Annotated in this window: 19 protein-coding genes; 10 read left to right on the top strand and 9 right to left on the bottom strand. The window is 53.6% G+C overall.

Annotated features, from left to right (window positions below; translation table 11 throughout):
- The 6 genes from EV12_RS08515 to EV12_RS08490 form a co-directional block, all read right to left on the bottom strand.
- A partial coding sequence (locus EV12_RS08515) for an NAD(P)/FAD-dependent oxidoreductase (protein WP_036914504.1) occupies nt 1–679 on the bottom strand: 679 nt, incomplete at its 3' end.
- Nucleotides 676–1224 (bottom strand): ribosome recycling factor, encoded by a 549-nt coding sequence (gene frr / locus EV12_RS08510; RefSeq protein ID WP_036914501.1) that lies wholly within the window; start codon nt 1222–1224, stop codon nt 676–678. The genes frr and EV12_RS08515, both read right to left, overlap by 4 nt.
- Nucleotides 1225–1274: 50 nt before the next feature.
- On the bottom strand, nt 1275–1988 hold the full coding sequence (pyrH, locus tag EV12_RS08505) for a UMP kinase (protein ID WP_036914498.1): 714 nt from the start codon (nt 1986–1988) through the stop codon (nt 1275–1277).
- A 311-nt stretch (nt 1989–2299) separates the two neighbouring features.
- Entirely contained in the window at nt 2300–2992 is a 693-nt protein-coding gene (cobO, locus tag EV12_RS08500; RefSeq protein WP_036914496.1) for a cob(I)yrinic acid a,c-diamide adenosyltransferase, read from the bottom strand.
- Nucleotides 2993–3035: 43 nt separating this feature from the next.
- Nucleotides 3036–3665: a class I SAM-dependent methyltransferase gene (locus EV12_RS08495; protein WP_036914494.1), complete on the bottom strand. Its 630-nt coding sequence runs from the start codon at nt 3663–3665 to the stop codon at nt 3036–3038.
- Nucleotides 3662–4825 (bottom strand): site-specific integrase, encoded by a 1164-nt coding sequence (locus tag EV12_RS08490; RefSeq protein ID WP_036914492.1) that lies wholly within the window; start codon nt 4823–4825, stop codon nt 3662–3664. Before EV12_RS08490 ends, EV12_RS08495 begins: the two co-directional genes overlap by 4 nt.
- Nucleotides 4826–4899: 74 nt before the next feature.
- On the opposite strand from EV12_RS08490, the gene hemH reads away from it, so the two are divergent.
- The 5 genes from hemH (at nt 4900) to EV12_RS08465 (ending at nt 11625) form a co-directional block, all read left to right on the top strand.
- Nucleotides 4900–6075: a ferrochelatase gene (gene hemH / locus EV12_RS08485; protein ID WP_036914490.1), complete on the top strand. Its 1176-nt coding sequence runs from the start codon at nt 4900–4902 to the stop codon at nt 6073–6075.
- A 208-nt stretch (nt 6076–6283) separates the two neighbouring features.
- Nucleotides 6284–8137 carry a biosynthetic-type acetolactate synthase large subunit gene (ilvB, locus tag EV12_RS08480; RefSeq protein ID WP_036914488.1) on the top strand — a complete coding sequence of 618 codons (1854 nt, stop codon included), beginning with the start codon at nt 6284–6286 and terminating at the stop codon, nt 8135–8137.
- On the top strand, nt 8137–8499 hold the full coding sequence (locus EV12_RS08475) for a hypothetical protein (RefSeq protein ID WP_036914485.1): 363 nt from the start codon (nt 8137–8139) through the stop codon (nt 8497–8499). The genes ilvB and EV12_RS08475 overlap by 1 nt, the downstream gene beginning before the upstream one ends.
- 110 nt (nt 8500–8609) lie before the next feature.
- On the top strand, nt 8610–9875 hold the full coding sequence (locus EV12_RS08470) for an ABC transporter substrate-binding protein (RefSeq protein WP_052039544.1): 1266 nt from the start codon (nt 8610–8612) through the stop codon (nt 9873–9875).
- A 73-nt stretch (nt 9876–9948) separates the two neighbouring features.
- Nucleotides 9949–11625, top strand: coding sequence for an NAD(P)/FAD-dependent oxidoreductase (locus EV12_RS08465; protein ID WP_036914483.1), 1677 nt, complete (start codon nt 9949–9951; stop codon nt 11623–11625).
- Here EV12_RS08465 and pgeF read toward each other — a convergent pair.
- The 3 genes from pgeF to EV12_RS08450 are packed head-to-tail and all read right to left on the bottom strand — an operon-like array spanning nt 11610 to nt 14622.
- A complete protein-coding gene (gene pgeF, locus EV12_RS08460; RefSeq protein ID WP_036914481.1) occupies nt 11610–12464 on the bottom strand; it encodes a peptidoglycan editing factor PgeF in 855 nt (284 codons plus the stop codon). The genes EV12_RS08465 and pgeF overlap by 16 nt on opposite strands.
- Nucleotides 12461–13360 (bottom strand): Tab2/Atab2 family RNA-binding protein, encoded by a 900-nt coding sequence (locus tag EV12_RS08455; protein WP_036914479.1) that lies wholly within the window; start codon nt 13358–13360, stop codon nt 12461–12463. The genes pgeF and EV12_RS08455 overlap by 4 nt, the downstream gene beginning before the upstream one ends.
- On the bottom strand, nt 13357–14622 hold the full coding sequence (locus EV12_RS08450; protein ID WP_036914478.1) for a S1 RNA-binding domain-containing protein: 1266 nt from the start codon (nt 14620–14622) through the stop codon (nt 13357–13359). The genes EV12_RS08455 and EV12_RS08450 overlap by 4 nt, the downstream gene beginning before the upstream one ends.
- Nucleotides 14623–14691: 69 nt before the next feature.
- Between EV12_RS08450 and EV12_RS08445 the strand changes: the two genes are divergently transcribed.
- The 5 genes from EV12_RS08445 (at nt 14692) to EV12_RS08425 (ending at nt 19274) form a co-directional block, all read left to right on the top strand.
- Entirely contained in the window at nt 14692–15513 is an 822-nt protein-coding gene (locus EV12_RS08445; protein WP_036914554.1) for a creatininase family protein, read from the top strand.
- A 77-nt stretch (nt 15514–15590) separates the two neighbouring features.
- A complete protein-coding gene (locus EV12_RS08440; RefSeq protein WP_036914476.1) occupies nt 15591–16322 on the top strand; it encodes an aldehyde oxygenase (deformylating) in 732 nt (243 codons plus the stop codon).
- A 166-nt stretch (nt 16323–16488) separates the two neighbouring features.
- Nucleotides 16489–17526: a long-chain acyl-[acyl-carrier-protein] reductase gene (locus EV12_RS08435; protein ID WP_036914474.1), complete on the top strand. Its 1038-nt coding sequence runs from the start codon at nt 16489–16491 to the stop codon at nt 17524–17526.
- A 26-nt stretch (nt 17527–17552) separates the two neighbouring features.
- Nucleotides 17553–18542, top strand: a complete 990-nt coding sequence (locus tag EV12_RS08430) for an acetyl-CoA carboxylase carboxyltransferase subunit alpha (RefSeq protein WP_036914472.1) — start codon at nt 17553–17555, stop codon at nt 18540–18542.
- Between the two features lie 24 nt (nt 18543–18566).
- Nucleotides 18567–19274, top strand: a complete 708-nt coding sequence (locus EV12_RS08425) for an SDR family oxidoreductase (protein WP_036914470.1) — start codon at nt 18567–18569, stop codon at nt 19272–19274.
- Nucleotides 19275–19284: the final 10 nt, after the last annotated feature.

Here is a 19284-nt window from a genome sequence, read left to right as displayed (position 1 = left end):
CCAAGACTGCATCACTATCGGCGGCATTGCGGCCGATGAACGTACCTACGCCTACATTCACGCCGCCTGCCAAGGGGAAAGCCCAGGCAAAACCATGATGTACCAGCCCAAATTCAAATCGGGCTGAACCAGTTTTGAGGTTGCCGCGACCCTCCAGGCGCACAGACATGGTGCTCGCGTGATGCAGTGTTTTTGGTCCCAATCCCAAGGCTTCAGGCCAAGCGGACAGGGAGCCATTCGCCACTACAACCGCTCTTGCTTCAAGTTGTCTGCCGTCATCGGCTGTAACTTGCCAAACCCCCTCATGTCTTTGCAGGCTTTTCACCGCAAAAGGCCGGATTAGTTCGGCGCCTGCATCAATCGCATGGCTGGCTAGAAGGGCATCAAGCTTCTCTCGCCGCACAATCCAAAACGGGGCGGAATCTTGCAGGTCGGCCACGACTGGATCACTGAGCCGCCAGCTGAACTCAACCCTTTCAATGACTTCATCAACGACCGATTGCAAATCAAATGGAAACCACTCCTGCACCGCAGCTGCCATGCCTCCACCACAGGGTTTGATCGTTTGCTGTGCATTCTGTTCGAGCAGTGTGACGCGTTGGCCGGCTGCAGCCAGATGGAAAGCCGCCGCAGATCCAGCGGCGCCTGCTCCGATGACCAGCACATCGCGAGTGCTCAAACCTTGAGAATGTCGGCTTCTTTTTCGGCGAGGTAGTTTTCGATATCAGTGATGAATTTGTCGGTGAGCTTTTGTATCCCGTCCTGTTCATCATGGCTCTGATCTTTAGAGAGCTCGCCATCTTTTTCTAGCTTTTTCACTTTATCTATTGCATCGCGACGGATGTTGCGCAGAGCTACTTTGCCTTCCTCGGCATATTTTGCTGCCAGCTTGCAGAACTCCTTGCGGCGCTCTTCAGTTAGCGGCGGCACATTGATGCGAATGATCTTGCCGTCATTGTTGGGTGTCAATCCCAAATCACTAGTGGCAATGGCTTTTTCAATCAGGCCCATTGATCCATTGTCAAAGGGCTGTATGGCAATCGTCTGTGAATCAGGGGTGGATATTGTTGCCAGAGATTTCAGGGGCGTTTCGGTGCCGTAATACTCAACGTTGATTCGATCCAGTAGTGACGGGTTAGCGCGTCCAGTACGGATGGTGGCGAAGTTGCGCTGTGTGGCCTCCACTGATTTGTGCATGTTGTCTTTGAGATCCTGGTTCGACATGGCTTCAGAGAGGCGAAGGCTGGGTGAAGGGATGAGTTGGGATGGCCTGTTTAGGTTGCATTGCTGATACGGGAGCCGATTGCTTCGCCAGCCACTGCTTTGCCGATGTTGCCAGGTTCAAAGAGGTCAAATACAACGATCGGGATATTGTTGTCTTTGCATAGGGCAATGGCAGTGCTGTCCATTACCGCCAGCTCGCCGCTTAGCACTTGCTGGAAGGTGAGTGAGTCGTAGCGCTTTGCATCAGGGAAGCGTTTGGGATCACGGTCATAAACCCCATCCACCTTCGTGGCTTTGAACACCACATCAGCGTTGATTTCCGCAGCCCGAAGTGATGCCGTGGTGTCAGTTGTGAAGAATGGATTGCCGCAGCCTCCACCAAACACAACCACTCGGCCTTTCTCTAGATGACGAATAGCTCGCCGACGGATGTAAGGCTCCGCCACCTCTTGCATTTCGATTGCAGTTTGTACCCGGGTGGGTACCCCTGCTCGCTCTAAGCCATCCTGCAGCGTGATGGCATTCATCACTGTGGCCAACATGCCGACGTAGTCGGCTGTGGCCCGATCCATGCCCGCTGCAGAACCCTTTAGGCCTCGAAAAATATTGCCACCACCCACCACGATCGCCAATTGGGTGCCCTTGGCCACCACTTTGGCTACATCTTCAGAGATGGATTGAACAATTGCTGGATCGATGCCATAAGTCTGATCGCCCATCAGCGCTTCGCCGCTGAGTTTTAGAAGGACTCGCGCGTAGGCCATTCATCGTCCAGATCCCGATGAGAGTAGCAAGCCTTCTCCTACTAGTCCTTGAGCTGGATGGTCTGAAGGGTTGTCGCTTCTCAGGTTCGCTTGGATGAAGTCATCATTCCTGATCGATGCGAGAGAACGTGTTTTGTCTCAGCGATGTGATGGCCCGTCTGACCTGTTGAGCGCTTGAACGCATCAGACTGGATCCTTCTTGTTGGAGCGAGCTCATTGTGCATAGAGCTTTGCTGGTGAACGGTTTGTCGGTTTTTGTTGCTGCAGCTCAGCTATTGGATGCGGATTTAGGGGTGAGATGATTGATTGCTTCAGAACTCAATGCCTGCTTGTGCTTTGACGCCTTGCTCCTTGAAGGGGTGGTGTACCAAGGTCATTTCTGTGACCAGATCTGCACGTTCAATGAGCTCTTTTGGTGCACCCCGGCCAGTGAGTGCTACGTGGGTTAGGGGTGGTCTTTCCGTGATCCCCCCTAGGACTTCTTCTACCTTGAGGTATCCCAGTTTCATCGCCACATTGACCTCATCAAGCACTACAAGTTTGTGGTTGTTGCTGTGGAGGTAAATCAGAGCCTGTTGCCAGGCTTTTGATACCAATTGCTGATCTCTTTCCCGGTCTTGGGTTGTCCAGGTGAAGCCCTCTCCAAACGCATGCCAGCTCAATGCGTCACCAAAAACTTTTAACGCTTTTGCTTCGCCTGGCTGCCAACTCCCTTTAATGAATTGCACGACTGCAACACGCTCGCCATGGCCAAGGGTGCGTAAGGCTAGCCCTAGCGCTGCTGTGGTTTTGCCTTTGCCATGTCCTGTGAAGACAAGGATTAGGCCCTTCTCTTTGTCTCTTTCTCCTACACGTTGGCGCTGAACGTCTTGTCGGCGCTGCATGCGTTTGCGGTAGCCCTGTTGGTCGGTTTCGGGGGCTAAATGCCCGCCTATGCCGAGAACTTCTGCGCTGTGATCGAGTTCAGTTGAATGCGGCGAATGCGGAGGCTGCGGGTTGGTCATCAAAATGTTGGCAAGGTCTTGAGCATGCTTTGAGTTGGGCTGCTTATGGGAGGCGGGCTGTGATTCGTTGTAGTGCTCGGCCTGCTAATAGTTCTTGCTCAATAGTGGTGTAACCCATCTCCCGAAGTTGCTTGGGCAAGTCTGCTTGGAGCATCTTTAGGGCCGTTTCAGTTTCGAACAGGGCACAAAACAACTGTTGGGGCAGTTTTAGGTAGGGGCCTGCTGGATGGAGGTCGATCAGCACTAGCCACCCACCCGGTTGCAATAGGCGCATGCAGGCTTTCAGCACTTGTCGTCGTTCTTCTGAGCTGAATTCGTGTAGGGCCAGGCTGATTTGGATGGCCGCAAATTGGTTGGTGTTCAGCGGTGGGTTTTCTGCCATGCCCTCGATGCATTGCAGTTGGGGGGTTCGTTCAGCGGCTAGTGCCAGTGCCTTTGGTGAAAGATCTAAACCTGTTACAGCGAAACCAGCCTCAATCCATGGTGCTGCTGTTTCGCCTGCCCCACAGCAAAGATCCAAAACTGGTGCTCCTTTAGCAATCTTGTCTTGAAGAGCAGTCAGCCCTAAGGATCTCAACCGCTTTACACCCCCTACGTTGAGGGCCGAAATGGTTGTCACTAGGTCATAGAACCAGCGATGCTCGTAGGCAAAGGTTCTTAGTGGTGAGGTCATGGTCTGAGCTTTCGAGCTAGGGCTGCATCTACCGCTTGTTGTTGGTCACGTCGGGTGATCCAGTGGTGATAGGTGCGGGTATGAATAGCCACTGAATGGCCCATCATTCTTGCTGCAACGGTGTCTGGAAGGCCGATGTGGATTGTGCGTACCGCCCAGGCATGCCGAAGGTTGTAGGGGGTGAGGGGTAGTTGATAGCGTCGGAATTGTTCCGATACTCTTCTCCCCACCTGTTGGAGTGTGGTGTGACGCAGGTCGATATTGACCGGCGGCAGGGCCTGGGCATTGTTTGCTAGTTGTTCAAGCTCAAAATGCTCGACCCAGTCTGGATTAAACGGCCAAACCTGATGCTCGCCGGTTTTTGTGTTCGGCAACACGCGCAGCACCTGATCTTCCCCCTTCGCTAAAGCAGCAAGGTCGCAGAAGAACACCTCGTGATTGCGCAGGCCGTAAGTGGCCATCAGTCCATAGGCAAGTCGCCATCCTGGGTTGGGGATGCGCTCCACCGCCTCGATGATCTGCTTATCGCTGGGCAGTTGACGAAAGCGCGCTTGATGTAGTCCATATCCATCCGCTTCTGCTCGCCAGTCTTCCGGCAGTGCCATTTCCAGGTGGCGTGCCAATGCACCTAGGGCCGTGGCGCATTGCTGTCGGCTTCGGCTGCCATCTGCATAACTGGCCAGAGTGTCTCTTAAAAGGTCTGAATCAAAACAGCTCTGCTTGTTAACAGCTAGGGCTTTGAGTCGTCGTAAGTAAGGAAGGTAAGCGGACGTCCATGTGCTGCGGCTACCGGCCGGCGACCGTCGGCGATATGGATCAGCAAAGAATGCCTCTTCAAAGCTGGCCAAAGCTTCTCTGAGCCCAGTCGCTATCTCTTCAGGTTGTTTCCGTGTCGGTTTGGTCGTCCACTGGGACCAGTCGAATTGTTTGCGTTGCAGTTGGTAGTGAACCAGTTGCACAATTCGCTCAGCCTCTTTCAATCCTTTTTGTTCTGCCAAAAGCTGCAAACTGATTCGTTGAGTTTTGATTAATCCAGTTCCATTCCGGCAGGGCAGTGCTCCGCGTAAATTGAGCCACTGGCCTCGCTGCTCAATTCTCAAGTTGATGCCGCTGTCAGCCAGGCCACGGTTGATGTTGATTAGCTCGTTGCTCAGCTCCATGGCCCTGTAGGGATGGTGCCACCTTGGCGTTGATGGCGGCTACCCTCAAGTCCCTCTAAAGAACTCTCTTCTATATGGCCCGGGTCGGTGTCCTCTTGATGAATCTTGGGGGGCCTGAACGTATCCAGGATGTAGGACCTTTTCTCTTTAATATTTTTGCCGATCCGGAGATCATTCGGCTGCCTAACCCCGCTCTTCAGAGGCCTCTGGCCTGGTTGATCAGCACGCTGCGCAGCAGTAAATCCGAGCAGGCCTACCGCTCAATAGGGGGCGGTTCACCTCTGCGGCGGATCACTGAACAACAGGCTCGCGAGTTGCAGAGCTTGCTTCGGCAACGCGGTATCGATGCCACGAGCTATGTGGCGATGCGTTATTGGCATCCCTTCACAGAATCCGCTGTCGCAGATATCAAAGCTGATGGGATTGATCAGGTGGTGGTGCTTCCCCTCTACCCTCATTTTTCGATTAGTACCAGTGGCTCGAGTTTTCGAGAGTTGCAGCGCTTACGACAGACCGATGAATCTTTCCGCAAGCTGCCAATACGTTGTATCCGCAGCTGGTACGACCACCCTGGTTATGTTCGTGCCATGGCGGAGTTGATCGCTGAGCAGGTTCGGCTGAGTGATGTGCCTGAAGAAGCTCAAGTGTTTTTTAGTGCTCATGGAGTGCCCAAGAGCTATGTCGAACAAGCAGGTGATCCATATCAGAAGGAGATCGAGGCTTGTACAACCTTGATCATGGCTGAGCTGGAAAACCTTCTTGGCTATGGCAATCCTCATTCCCTTGCCTATCAAAGTCGAGTGGGTCCAGAGGAATGGATTCAGCCCTATACCGATGAAGTTATTGAGCAGCTTGGTGAGGCTGGTACCCGCGATTTAGTGGTTGTGCCGATCAGCTTTGTGAGCGAACACATCGAAACTCTCGCCGAGCTTGATATCGAATACCGCGAGCTGGCTACCGCAGCAGGGATTGTTCATTTCAGGCGGGTGCCTGCTCTTGATACTTACCCCACATTCATTGAGGGCCTGGCCGATCTGGTTGGATCCAGTCTTGAGGGTCCAGAGATCAATCTCGATGAGGCTGCGAAGCTGGCCGGTCGAGTGAAGTTCTATCCCCAGGAGAGATGGGAATGGGGCTTGAATACCAGTTCTGAAGCATGGAATGGACGCATAGCCATGCTTGGTTTTGCTGCTTTTTTGTTGGAGCTGATCAGTGGCCATGGCCCTTTGCACGCGATAGGTCTGCTCTGAGCGCTGGCTAGGCAGGGGTTGTCTCACTCTTCTAATTGGTTGGTATTTGGGATCACTGTTCTCAGCGGTGTCCATTTGTATTGGGGCATTCGCCATCAGGCAGCAGGCTCAATGACGGATTGATTTTGCCGGTGATGGTGAAGAACCAATAGGCAATCTGTACGGCAGGCCCTTAATCTTTAGGAGCAGACCACGCTTTGCCACTGCCGTGACCTTGACTTCTTCAACCACGGCTCTCGGTGATTCATCACAACAAGAGCAAAAGCGTATTACTGGCGCCGATGCCCTGATGGATGCTCTTCGCCGTCATGGTGTTGACATCATTTTTGGTTATCCAGGTGGGGCAATCCTGCCGATTTACGACGCCGTTCATAAAGCTGAGCAGCAGGGTTGGTTGAAGCACATCCTCGTCCGCCATGAGCAGGGTGGAACCCATGCGGCGGATGGCTATGCACGGGCCACAGGTCGGGTCGGAGTTTGCTTTGGAACCTCTGGGCCAGGAGCAACCAATCTTGTTACTGGTATCGCCACGGCTCAGATGGATTCAGTTCCCATGGTGGTGATCACAGGACAGGTTCCTCGACCATGCATCGGCACGGATGCCTTTCAGGAAACTGATATTTTCGGGATCACTCTGCCTATCGTGAAACACTCCTGGGTTGTTCGTGATCCAGCAGATCTGGCCTCGGTTGTTGCCCAAGCATTCTTTATTGCAGCTTCGGGACGACCTGGTCCAGTCTTGATCGACATCCCTAAGGATGTGGGGCAGGAGGAATTTGACTATCTGCCAGTCGAACCAGGCACTGTGGTGCCTTCAGGATTCCGACTATTGCCCGCCCCAGAGCTCACCGCAATTGAGGCGGCTCTCGATTTGATCGAGAAGTCTCAGCGGCCTCTTCTCTACGTTGGTGGAGGAGTGATCTCTGCCGGAGCTCACGAGAGTCTTAAGGGTTTCGCGGAACGTCATCAGATTCCCGTGACCACCACATTGATGGGTAAGGGAGCGTTCGATGAGCGACATCACCTTGCCTTGGGCATGCTGGGTATGCATGGCACGGCCTATGCCAACTTTGCTGTTACTGAATGCGATTTGTTAATCGCGGTCGGCGCACGTTTCGATGATCGGGTCACCGGCAAGCTTGATACTTTTGCGCCTCGCGCAAGAGTGATTCATTTTGAAATCGATCCAGCAGAAGTAGCTAAGAACCGACGTCCTGATGTTGCGGTATTGGGTGATGTTGGTGTCAGCTTGGTGAAGTTATTGGACTTGAGTAAGCAAAGGTCTGTGGAGCCGATGACTTCGGCTTGGCTCACTCGTATTGAACGCTGGAAGCAGCGTTATCCACTGATGACTCCGCCTAAGGAGGGTTCGATTTATCCCCAGGAGGTGCTCTTGGCGATTAGGGATCTGGCTCCTGAGGCTTACGTAACAACAGACGTGGGTCAGCATCAGATGTGGGCTGCTCAATACTTGCGTAATGGACCTCGCCAGTGGATCAGTAGTGCGGGATTAGGCACCATGGGTTTTGGGATGCCTGCTGCTATTGGTGTTCAGATTGCTTTGCCAGACGAACAGGTTGTTTGTATTGCAGGTGACTCCAGCATCCTGATGAATATTCAGGAGTTGGGAACACTGATTCAATACAACATTCCTGCCAAGGTTGTGATTGTGAACAACCACTGGCAAGGCATGGTGCGTCAGTGGCAGCAAAGTTTCTATGAAGATCGTTATTCAGCCACTGACATGCTTCCCGGCATGCCTGATTTCGTGGCATTGGCTAAGGCCTTCAGGGTTGGCGGGGTGTTGATCACTGAGCGAAAGGATCTCAAGCCGCAGTTGAAGCAGGCCCTTGCTACTCCAGGTCCGATGCTCATCGACGTGCATGTGCGGCGAGATGAGAATTGCTATCCGATGGTCCCTCCCGGCAAGAGCAACGCTCAGATGGTGGGTTTGCCAAACCATCCTGAACTGGCCATGGACACCACTCGTAGTTGTGGATCTTGTGGCGCCACCACCGCCCATGAGCACATTTATTGCCCCGAGTGTGGCGTGTCTCTCTGATGCGACGACTACAAGCGATTCTCCTCAGCCTTCTGCTTGTTTTGTCAATCGCACCATTGCCTGTTATGGCGGCAGAAGTGCTGCGTGTGAGTAGCTCCTCGTTGCTCCAGGTTGGTGATCACAATCGAACCTATACGGTTCGTCTTGCTTGTTTGCAGGTGGATCCATCTGATGAGGCGGAGGCAATGGCTTGGTTGAAGTCAGAGCTACCCAGGCGCCGGCGGGTCAATCTGCGCCCAGAAGGTTCTAGCGATGGTGTGCTTTTGGCGCGGGTGACCTCCATCGGTAGCGATATAGATCTCAGTGCAGGGCTAGCGACTGCTGGTTTGGGTCGTTTAACGTGCGATTCGCCTCAGACTTGAGAGAGGATTGGCTCTACAGGATCAAATTGTTTCTCTAGCAAGATCTTGTGATAAACCCAGAGGTGTCTGATCCATTAGCCCTACTCTGATTACGTTGGGTCTTCAGGATCATGGCCCCCTCCCAAGCGGCCCCTTTAAGTGGTTCGTCTTTGGCTGCAGATTCCATTGCAAGTGGGTCTTGGAGGCAAAGGTTCTTTAAGGCTCCCTGGCGGAGCTGGTTGATGATCTTTGCCAGTCTCCTTGGCTGTCAGGCGGTTTCGGCAAGTGGGTTGCTGTCTCCATCTGTGGTCGTTCTGTTGCCAAAGGGCTCTGCTGTAGAAGGTGCCAATGAGACCTTCCTCAAGGGCTTTCAGTTGGGAGAGGAGAAGGTAAGAGGTTGCGGCCTTGCGGTGGCGTCTGTGAAGTTGCGTCTTCTCAGTCTGGATGATGATCCTGCTGTGGCCTTATCAGGTAACCCGCGGTTGAAGTTGGTCGTGGCGCCTCCTGCTGCTGATCTTCGTGCTTTTTCTGCTCTGGCGTCTAAGCGCAATCTCAGTGTGGTGCTGCCTTATCAGCGGGGCGCTTCCTTACGAAGTCTCGGTGAGCTGGATGCACGTACACGCCTGTGGTTCTTGGTGGCACCTGTTCGCGATGATCTTGAGGCCATGGCCCAGCGAGTGATGGAGCAGGGTTGGCGGCGCGTCATGGTGGTGCGAGATCCATCTGAGCTTGGTGTTGCTTCAGCGAAATCTTTTGTTGAAGCCTTTGAGATCCTTGGCGGCAAGGTGGAGAGCTACGAGCCCGAGTTGGTGCAGAGCGTGAATCCTGACGATGGCGAACGACTCAAGCGTTTGCAGCAGGACCTGGTCTGGCTAGGACCTGATGCTCTTGTCTTGACGTCTCGCCCATCAGGTCCTCTTGTGCAGGTTTTGAAGAAGGCTCAGATGGATGGATTGCTTGGGCGGGGACCACAACATCCAGCCTGGGTATGGCTTGCATCATCGGATTTGGCGAGTGATATCGGTCCAGAAGCCTGGGAGCAGCTCTTGTTGAAGCAATCCTCAAGGGGGCCTGGTTGGCAGAAATTTTCTGAATCGTTTGAGCAGCATTGGGGGCAGGCGCCAGATTTGTTGGCCGCGGCTGGCTTTGATACTGCTCGAATAATCGCGCTTTCAACCATGTCTGCTTCTCTAGCTTCTGCAAAGGGAAGCGCTGATCCTCTTGGATGGGTTGATGCAGAAAGTGAACCCCAGCCTCTTTGCACAGCTTTGCGCTTGCGGCTCGAAGGCAAACAAGTGCGATTGGAGGGCGCCGCTAGCAGTTTTGCTTTGCGAGCAGGACAGACACCTTCTGGGACAACAGTTATTAATCGAGTTTCTGCTTTGGGACCTGGCTGAGGCAGGACTCGAATCTGCTGCGATTGAATCAGGCTTGGATGGAGCTGATGCGCCCTACGTGTGAGGTGATGACGTGTTGCGGTTGAGTGAGTTGAAGCTTCCCCTTGATCATTCGCCAGAGGCGATCGAAGCAGCCATCCTTAAGCGGTTGCGTATTCCCCCTGCCCAGCTCATCAATCACAGGCTGGTGAAACGAAGTATTGACGCTCGACATCATGAGCGGATCCAGTTCATCTACAGCGCGGATGTGACGGTGCGAGGGGAAGCTGCTCTGTTGAAACGCCACGCAGGCAATCAAAAGATTCGTAAGGCTCCAGACACCCGCTATTACCCAGTTGCGAAGGCGCCAACAGATTTCCCTCAAGTAGAAACGCAGCGGCCGGTTGTGGTGGGTGCAGGTCCTTGTGGTTACTTTGCCGCTCTGCTTCTGGCACAGATGGGTTTCAAGCCTTTGCTGTTGGAGCGCGGTCAGTCGATCAAAAAGCGCACGCTAGAAACCTTTGCTTTCTGGAGGGGACAGCGACCGTTCAATCCTGACTCCAATGTCCAATTCGGTGAGGGTGGGGCGGGCACTTTCTCTGACGGAAAGCTTTATAGCCAGGTGAGTGACCCTGAACACTATGGGCGCAAGGTGTTTGAAGAGTTGGTGGCCAGTGGAGCCAATCCAGAGATCCTTACGGTGCACCGACCTCACATTGGCACCTACAAATTGGCCACTGTGGTGCGTGGAATGCGCGCCAGAATTGAGGAGCTTGGCGGTGAGATTCGATTTGAGACTCGAGTTGATGAATTGCTGCTGCGGCGAGATTTAGATCATTCACGATCCGGCAAGCCTTTGCAGGTGGTAGGGCTGAAGCTTGCCGATGGCAGCACAATTAGCAGTCGGCATGTGTTATTTGCCCTGGGTCATTCAGCACGGGACAGCTTCGCCATGTTGGAAAGGGTTGGCGTGAAGCTTGAGGCCAAGCCCTTTTCCGTAGGACTCCGTATCGAACACCCCCAGCCTCTGATCGATCGCGCGCGCTGGGGGCCAATGGTGGGTCATCCACAACTCGGCCATGCGGAATACAAGTTGGTGCATCACGCTCGTAATGGCCGCTCTGTCTATAGCTTCTGCATGTGTCCGGGGGGAGTTGTGGTGGGTGCTACATCGCAAGCAGATTGCGTGGTTACCAATGGCATGAGTCAACACACGCGCAATGAACGCAATGCCAACAGTGCCTTGGTTGTGAATTTGGAGAATCAGGATTTGTGCAGTTATGAACGTTGGCCAGGAGATCCTCTGGCAGGAGTGGCCCTGCAGCAGGAGTTGGAACGAAGGGCTTTTCAGCTTGGAGGGGGTGGATATTGTGCCCCTGCTCAGCGCCAGGAGGATTTTCTTGCGGGCAGGCCTACAACTTGCCTCGGTGAGGTGACGCCCTCTTATCTGCCAGGAATCAAGCTGGTTGACCTCAATCAGATGTTGCCGGCTCCGTTGATTGAGGCTTTAAGAGAGGCCTTGCCGGCCTTCGCTAGGCGTTTACCAGGCTATGAGCATCCTGATGCTGTACTCACTGGGGTTGAGACCCGTACCTCATCGCCTGTGCGTATTCCCAGGGATGACTCCTTTGAGTCGCTTAACACCACTGGGCTGATTCCTGCTGGAGAAGGTGCAGGTTATGCCGGAGGCATCCTTTCGGCTGGCATCGATGGGATTAGGGCTGCAGAAGCCCTGGCGAAACAGCTTGTGGTTGTTCATTCTCCAGCTTGAGCGACGATTCCACTCCATTGCACGGCTTTGACTTGGTCCCTGCGCCATGAGTAAAAGAGGCTGGACTCTGCCACTGTGCATAGTGGGCAACTGCTGATCTGCTCGATGCTTAACCCAGCTCGCTGTAGTTGCTCAGCAGCAGCCAAGCGAATGTCGAGACGCATTCGCTGTGGCTCTTTGTCTGCATCGAGAATGCCTCGTTCTTTTAGTGCTGAGAGCCTTTTTTCCATCGCGATTGGTGGGTTGCTTGGATCTGCTTCGAGGCTCTTTGCCACAGCTTCTGCAACATCAACTTGAATCTGATAGTTGGAGCCGCTCACAGCTGGTCCTAGAGCAACAAGCAGGGTCTCAATTTTTGCTCCTCGAGATTCCAACTTTGATAGAGCTTCCTGCAGGATCATGGCGGTTACACCTCGCCAGCCGACATGACATGCGGCTGCATGACCTGTGGACTGGTCGGCAATCAGTACTGGAGTGCAGTCGGCACCACAAACCCAGAGACTTTGTCCACCCCTGTCGCTGACAAGGCCATCAGCTTTCGGCCAGGGTGGGCGGTTGGCTTGTGAGGCTTGGAGCACCCTGCCACCATGAACCTGTTGAGGTCTATGAACGCTAATGCCTGCGCTTAGGTAACCAGCTAGTTGATCGGGGCCTCGATCTTGCCAGCGTCGAGTGAAGAATCCATGCTCGAAACCAGCTTTCTGTAGAAGATCAGACTGCAGGTAGTAGCCCCCATAGCAACCGACCCAGGTCCATCCCTTGAGTTGGTTGAACAGGATATCTGGAGTAGCAAGCGGGTCTTGGTTGTCAGTTTCCGCTGCCTGCCCCAGCGTTGTCATGGTTGCGGCAGGTCACGCAGCATCCAGAAACCCGCAAATCGTTTTTCGTCTGGGGAGGTCTGCACAGAGATGAATTGCAGTCCGCCGGTTTGATCTCTGGATTCTAGGAGGCTCTGTTGAACTGCCTTGGCTGTTTTGTCATCCAAATCCGTCACCAGCCAGCGATCGTCTTGGCCTGCTTCAAGCATCAGCTGCGTGCCATCGACGACTAAGCAAACTGGTTCAAGGCCTCCAAGCCAGCCTGCTAGAGCCAAAGCACGGGTTTGACTGAACATCCGTACACCTGGCACCGGGATGTTCTCGTTGTCGTTCGCTCCAACTGGTAGTAGGCCACCGAAGCCGATTGGCCACTCTTGGGCTTCGCGTAGCAAACCTAAGGGTAGGGATGCCCAGCTCCAGGCGTCTCCCCTTACGGCCTCAGGTAGAGGCACTGGGGGTGTTGGTATTGGAGTTGGGGGAGGCGCCAGTGGACCAACCATGTAGCCCTCCTCAAGGGGGTAGACGTCCCGTTCTCGCTCGGCGAGCCAGTCGAGCAGGGCATAGGTTCGGCGGCTTGCGATCACTTCGATTCCAAGCTCTGCGGCAGCACGTTGCACCATGGTGCGCATCGATATACGCCAACAACGAAGTCTTAGAGGTGCCTCCCAGCCTTGTTCCTGAGAGTCTTTCAGGGCCTCTCTTAGGGCATCGGTCAGCCACAGTGAATTGACTTCTCCTGCAGGGCAGCGTTTCACCCAGCGGAATGGTGCAGTCCCTGAAGGGTCCTGAGAGCTGCTGATTAACAACTCCCAACGTTTTTTGCCGTCAGATTCAAGGATTGGTCTCGAGTAGAAGTCGAGCTCCCAGTCAGTCTTAGGGCGTTGGTCTGTGATGTTGGGCGTATTGGCAGCAATCATCCCGCTGACTGTTCCTGCTGCCTAAGGACGTTACGAGCTTTGTTGGCTCGATCAGTTGCTTCAGCCATAACCTTATCTTTTTCGATTAGAAGTTCGCCCGGCTGTCCTTCCAGTAGGGCTGTGTTCAGGGCAATGCGTCCGCGACCAGGGTCCATTTCGGTGATCAAGGCTTTGACTCGATCTCCTTGGTTGAATACCTCCCGCAGGGATCTAAGAGTGCCCCCGGTGATCATCGATTGGTGAAGTAGGCCACTCACACCTCCTAGGTCTATGAAGAAACCGTAGGGCTTCACTGCTACGACTTGACCTTCCACGAGCTGTCCTACTTCAAGTTCAGAGAAACGGGCGGCGGTAGCGGCCCGTTTCTCTGAAAGCACCAGCTTGCGGGTTTCTGGATTGACTTCCAGGAAGGCCACACCAAGGGTTTTTCCGACAAGAGCTTCGTGATTCTCTCCATCTTGGAGCTGAGAGCGGGGGATAAATCCTCGTAGGCCTTCAAGGTCGCAGGTCACTCCACCACGGTTGAATCCATTGACCTTGACCTGGGCGACCTTGCCTTCCTTCTCCATCTGCTGCACTTTGCTCCAGCTCTTACGCAGTTCTAGAGCTCGACAGCTGATGGTGACCATCCCATCGGCGTTTTGCTCTCGGGTGACAAGTACTTCTACCTCTAAGCCCTTTGGGAAGCGCTCTTTGAGGTTTGTAATCACGCCAAGGCCGCATTCGTTTTTGGGCATAAAGCCTGGTGCTTTCCCGCCGATGTCGACGTAAACACCATCGCTTTCTAAGGCGATGACCTTGCCTGTCGCCACTTCCCCTGTGGTTCCAATTGGCTCGTTTTCATCTAGAGCAGCTAAGAAGGCGTCTTCATCGAAGTCGAAATCGTCGACACTGCGGGATGGGCTCGATTGCCTTTCTTCGTTTCGATGATCGATGCCCTTGGGGGCCGAATCGCTTCGGCGTGACTGATCGGCCGGACCAAGTAGATCGGCCATTGTCATGTTTTGCAGCTCGCCGAGATCAAAACGACTCTCATCAGAGGCTGCATCAGCTGAGACGGGTCGATTGGGGGCGCTGCTGGGCTGGCCTGACCCTGCAGTTGCTTCGCTGCCAGGGGGAGATGTTTCGGCAGCTTCACGCAGTCGCTCTTCTTGCTCCACACGCCTGCTGATATGCATGACCTGCAGGGGCTTGCGAGGGGCTTCCGCTGCGGGTTTAGGGGGCTTTGGTCTATTGGGCTGCGGACTGCCTGATCCGGCCATGGGGGCCTTGGGGTCGTCGATCGACCATTCTGACAGGCAGGGTGGGGTTCTGTTCGGAGATCGGTGCTGATGTCTATTACTTCCCGGCGCTTTGACCATCTCAGCTGGCCAGAGGCTGCAGAGGCGGTTGGTCTGGAGGGATCCACCTTGGCTTGGCCATTCGGGGCCTGTGAACAGCATGGTCCGCACTTGCCTCTGATGACGGATGCTTTTTTTGCTGAGCGGATGTTGGTTGAGGTTCTTGAACGTTTGCCTGCAGACCTGCCGATCTGGATGTTGCCAGCCCAGCCATTGGGATTTTCTCCGGAACATGAGGCATTTCCTGGAACTATTTCTCTTTCAGCGAACCTGATGTTTCAGCTGGTTATCGAAGTTGGTCAGCAATTAGCGGCTATGGGAGCTCGTCGTTTGCTGCTTTTCAATGCACATGGTGGTCAGATTGGCTTATTGCACGTGGCGGCACGGCAGCTTCGCGCTCAATGCCCTGGGATGGCTGTATTGCCCTGTTTCCTCTGGAGTGGTGTGGAGGCACTAAAGGATTTGCTCCCTAAAAGTGAGTGTGAGGTAGGGCTGCATGCTGGTCTGGCTGAGACCAGCCTGATGCTGTCCATGGCGCCTGAGTTGGTAGGGCTCGATCGCCCTATCGACGGTGACCACTACACTCCGGGCCAGATCACTACCCCGCCGATGGGGTGGAGCCTTGAGGGGCATGCTCCATGTGCTTGGCTGACGGACGATTTCAGTGAGTCCGGGGTGATAGGCGATAGCCGAGAGGCTAATGCTGAGCTAGGCCATGCGTTGGAGCAGGCTCTGGCCGATCACTGGGTTAATTTGCTGATCAGCCTGATGGGAAGCCAATGGCCTCCGGTTAGAGATCCTGCAAGGTTGTGATCTGAACGGGCCACATGAGTCAATTTCCTCAAAGAGAAGGTTAAAGTCTCACGACTGCCGAATTTTAAAAGAGATCCATGCCGACGCTTGACATGCCTGAGGCTGCTGTTCTTGACAGCCCAATTGGATCGTCAGAAGCCTTACCTGACTTCACTGCAGCCTCTTATAAGGATGCCTACAGTCGAATCAACGCAATAGTAATTGAGGGCGAGCAGGAAGCCCATGACAATTACATCGCGATTGGCACTCTGCTTCCTGATCATGTCGATGAGCTCAAACGGCTTGCCAAGATGGAGATGAAGCACCTGAAGGGCTTCACAGCTTGCGGCAAGAACCTTGGTGTTACGGCTGATATGAACTTCGCGAAGGAGTTTTTTGCTCCTTTACGTGACAACTTCCAGAAAGCTTTAGAAGAAGGCAAAACACCCACCTGCCTGCTGATACAGGCGCTATTGATTGAAGCCTTTGCCATTTCGGCTTATCACACCTATATCCCTGTCTCTGACCCCTTTGCTCGCAAGATTACTGAAGGTGTCGTGAAGGACGAGTACACCCACCTCAATTATGGCGAGGCTTGGCTCAAGGCCAATTTGGAGAGTTGCCGTGAGGAGTTGCTTGAGGCCAATCGCGAGAATCTGCCTTTAATTCGCCGGATGCTTGATCAGGTTGCTGGTGATGCTGCCGTGCTGCAGATGGACAAGGAAGATTTGATTGAGGATTTTCTGATCGCATACCAGGAATCTCTTACAGAGGTTGGCTTTACCACTCGTGAGATCACACGCATGGCGGCTGCAGCCCTTGTGGGCTGAGGGGTTTTTATCTCTTCCATCCTTCCTTCGCTCTTATGCCTGTTTACGCTCTTCAGGTTGATTCAAGGCAGTTGACCCTGAAGATCAGCCTTCATGGGAGCATGGTTGACTTGGACCTCTGCCGCGTATATAGCGGCAGCTCAGATTCGCCGTACGTCAGCACTACATGTTTGGTCTGATTGGTCATTCCACCAGTTTTGAAGATGCCAGGAAGAAGGCACTTGAGATTGGCTATGATCATCTGGATGGAGACCTAGATGTTTGGTGCAGTGCTCCTCCCCAGTTTTTGGAACAGATTGAGGTCGAAAGCCTCACAGGAAAGAAAATAGAAGGGGCATATATCGATTCATGTTTTGTACCAGAAATGTTGAGTCGGTTCAAAACTGCCCGTCGCAAAGTTCTCAATGCCATGGAATTAGCACAGAAGAGAGGCATTGATATCAGCGCCCTAGGCGGATTTACCTCAATTATTTTTGAGAACTTCAATCTACTTAAGCATCAACATGTACGCAACACCACTCTTGAATGGGAGCGTTTTACGACTGGTAATACTCATACAGCATGGGTTATTTGTCGTCAGCTTGAAAACAATGCCCAACTTTTAGGCATTGATTTAAGCAAGGCCAATGTGGCGGTTGTTGGTGCCACTGGGGATATAGGTAGTGCTGTTTGCCGTTGGCTTTCCTCTCGAACTGGCGTCGCCGAACTTCTATTGGTGGCTAGACAGCAAAAACCTCTTGTTGAACTTCAAGCTGAATTAGGTGGCGGCAGAATATTGAGTCTTGAAGAGGCCTTGCCTGAAGCTGATGTTGTGGTTTGGGTTGCCAGCATGCCTCCAACCCTTGAAATTGATATGGAGAGTTTGCGCAAGCCTTGCCTGATGATTGATGGGGGCTATCCGAAGAACCTGGATACAAAGTTTGCTGGGGGAGGGGTGCATGTGCTCAAAGGAGGAATCGTTGAGTTCTGCAATGACATCAGCTGGGATGTTGGCTGGATGGCAGAGATGGATAAACCTCAGAGGCAAATGTTTGCCTGTTTTGCAGAAGCAATGCTGTTGGAGTTTGAGAATTGCCACACAAATTTCAGTTGGGGGCGTAACCAGATCACCCTTGAGAAGATGGATTTCATCGGCATGGCATCTTTGCGCCATGGCTTTTCAAGCCTCAATCTCAATCACCAACTTCAGGCTGCAGCAGCCTGAACCTTGTTTCTGGATCTTCTCTTGTTATGGCTCGTCGTTACCTGCTTGAGTTCGAGAAGCCCCTTGTAGAACTTGAGCAGCAGATTGAACAGATCCGAGAGCTTGCACGCGATTCAGAGGTTGATGTAAGTCAGCAACTGCTCCAGTTGGAGACTCTGGCGGCCAGAAGACGGGAGGAGATTTTCCAGGCGCTCACCCCGGCCGAGAAAATTCAAGTAGCTCGGCATCCTCATCGGCCGAGCACCCTGGATTTCATCCAGATGTTTTGCGACGACTGGGTTGAATTGCATGGTGATCGGCGTGGCGGCGACGATCAGGCTTTGGTTGGTGGAATCGGACGCATTGGTGAACGCCCTGTGCTGCTGATCGGACATCAAAAGGGCAGAGACACAAAGGAAAATGTGGCCAGAAATTTTGGGATGGCTACGCCTGGTGGTTACCGCAAGGCTCTTCGCCTGATGGATCATGCCGATCGTTTTCGTTTACCCATCCTCACTTTCATCGATACGCCGGGTGCATATGCAGGTCTTCTTGCCGAGGAGCAGGGGCAAGGTGAAGCCATTGCAGTCAACTTGCGTGAAATGTTCCGTTTGCGTGTGCCTGTGATCGCCACGGTGATTGGTGAAGGAGGTTCCGGAGGTGCGCTTGGAATTGGCGTGGCTGATCGTTTGCTCATGTTTGAGCACAGCGTCTACACCGTGGCGAGTCCAGAAGCCTGTGCTTCGATTCTTTGGAGAGATGCCGCCAAAGCTCCTGAGGCTGCAGCTGCGTTGAAGATCACTGGCCCAGACCTACTCAGCTTGGGAGTGGTGGATGAAGTGCTTCCAGAGCCAGCCGGAGGCAACAACTGGGCCCCACTTCAGGCCGGGGAAGTTCTCAGGGAGGCTATCGAGCGACACCTCGATGAGCTGCGTGGTTTATCGATTAATCAACTTCGCGAATCTCGGTATCGGAAATTCCGGGCTATGGGTCGCGTGCTCGATCCAAGCTCGTCGGAAACCGGTTTGCCTGCCTAATGTGATCGGGGTTGCATACGCTCCTTGCCTACTGCCCTGATTACGGGAGCATCCCGCGGAATCGGAGAAGCAACTGCGAGGTTGTTTGCCAAGTCCGGTTGGGATTTGATTTTGGTGGCCCGCAGCCAAGCTGCACTTCAGGCACTTTCCCTAGACCTTGAGAACACAGGTCAGAATGTTCTTTTTAAATCGATCGATCTGGCTGATCCAGAAGCTATCGCTGCTGGTATCGAGGACTTGCTTGGTCGGGGAGGTTGCCCATCAGTGTTGATCAACAATGCTGGGGCGGCTTGGACGGGAGATCTTCTATCCATGCCTTTGCAGCGCTGGCAATGGTTGCTTCAAATGAATCTCACCAGCGTCTTCCAGTTGTGTTCTCTCGTGGTGCCTGCGATGCGGACCAGCGGTGGATTGGTGATCAATGTGAGCAGTCATGCTTCTCGTAATGCGTTCCCCCAGTGGGGTTCGTACTGCACCACCAAAGCGGCCTTGGCCACTTTTACTCGATGCTTAGCAGCTGAGGAGCGCAAGCATGGGATCCGTGCTTGTACTCTCACGCTTGGTTCGGTCAACACCCCCCTTTGGGACACTGAAACCGTCCAAAGTAGCTTCGATCGTGATGCCATGCTTTCTGTTGAGCAGGCTGCCGCTGCCCTTCTTCACTTGGCTCTACAGCCATCAACACAGGTGATTGAAGATCTCACTCTGATGCCAGCCACTGGCGCTTTTTGAACCAGCCTTT

The sequence above is a fragment of the Prochlorococcus sp. MIT 0701 genome, from assembly GCF_000760295.1.
Classification (GTDB): Bacteria; Cyanobacteriota; Cyanobacteriia; order PCC-6307; family Cyanobiaceae; genus Prochlorococcus.
The sequence above is the reverse complement of the archived record's forward strand: the minus strand, read 5'-3'. Positions and strand labels throughout refer to the sequence as shown.

Excerpts from the sequence above, each read along its gene's own strand:
- frr (WP_036914501.1), bottom strand. The coding sequence starts at position 1,224 with ATGTCGAACCAGGATCTCAAAGACAACATGCACAAATCAGTGGAGGCC.
- pyrH (WP_036914498.1), bottom strand. The coding sequence starts at position 1,988 with ATGGCCTACGCGCGAGTCCTTCTAAAACTCAGCGGCGAAGCGCTGATG.
- cobO (WP_036914496.1), bottom strand. The coding sequence starts at position 2,992 with ATGACCAACCCGCAGCCTCCGCATTCGCCGCATTCAACTGAACTCGAT.
- EV12_RS08495 (WP_036914494.1), bottom strand. The coding sequence starts at position 3,665 with ATGACCTCACCACTAAGAACCTTTGCCTACGAGCATCGCTGGTTCTAT.
- EV12_RS08490 (WP_036914492.1), bottom strand. The coding sequence starts at position 4,825 with ATGGAGCTGAGCAACGAGCTAATCAACATCAACCGTGGCCTGGCTGAC.
- hemH (WP_036914490.1), top strand. The coding sequence starts at position 4,900 with ATGGCCCGGGTCGGTGTCCTCTTGATGAATCTTGGGGGGCCTGAACGT.
- EV12_RS08475 (WP_036914485.1), top strand. The coding sequence starts at position 8,137 with ATGCGACGACTACAAGCGATTCTCCTCAGCCTTCTGCTTGTTTTGTCA.
- EV12_RS08470 (WP_052039544.1), top strand. The coding sequence starts at position 8,610 with ATGGCCCCCTCCCAAGCGGCCCCTTTAAGTGGTTCGTCTTTGGCTGCA.
- pgeF (WP_036914481.1), bottom strand. The coding sequence starts at position 12,464 with ATGACAACGCTGGGGCAGGCAGCGGAAACTGACAACCAAGACCCGCTT.
- EV12_RS08455 (WP_036914479.1), bottom strand. The coding sequence starts at position 13,360 with ATGATTGCTGCCAATACGCCCAACATCACAGACCAACGCCCTAAGACT.
- EV12_RS08450 (WP_036914478.1), bottom strand. The coding sequence starts at position 14,622 with ATGGCCGGATCAGGCAGTCCGCAGCCCAATAGACCAAAGCCCCCTAAA.
- EV12_RS08445 (WP_036914554.1), top strand. The coding sequence starts at position 14,692 with ATGTCTATTACTTCCCGGCGCTTTGACCATCTCAGCTGGCCAGAGGCT.
- EV12_RS08440 (WP_036914476.1), top strand. The coding sequence starts at position 15,591 with ATGCCGACGCTTGACATGCCTGAGGCTGCTGTTCTTGACAGCCCAATT.
- EV12_RS08435 (WP_036914474.1), top strand. The coding sequence starts at position 16,489 with ATGTTTGGTCTGATTGGTCATTCCACCAGTTTTGAAGATGCCAGGAAG.
- EV12_RS08430 (WP_036914472.1), top strand. The coding sequence starts at position 17,553 with ATGGCTCGTCGTTACCTGCTTGAGTTCGAGAAGCCCCTTGTAGAACTT.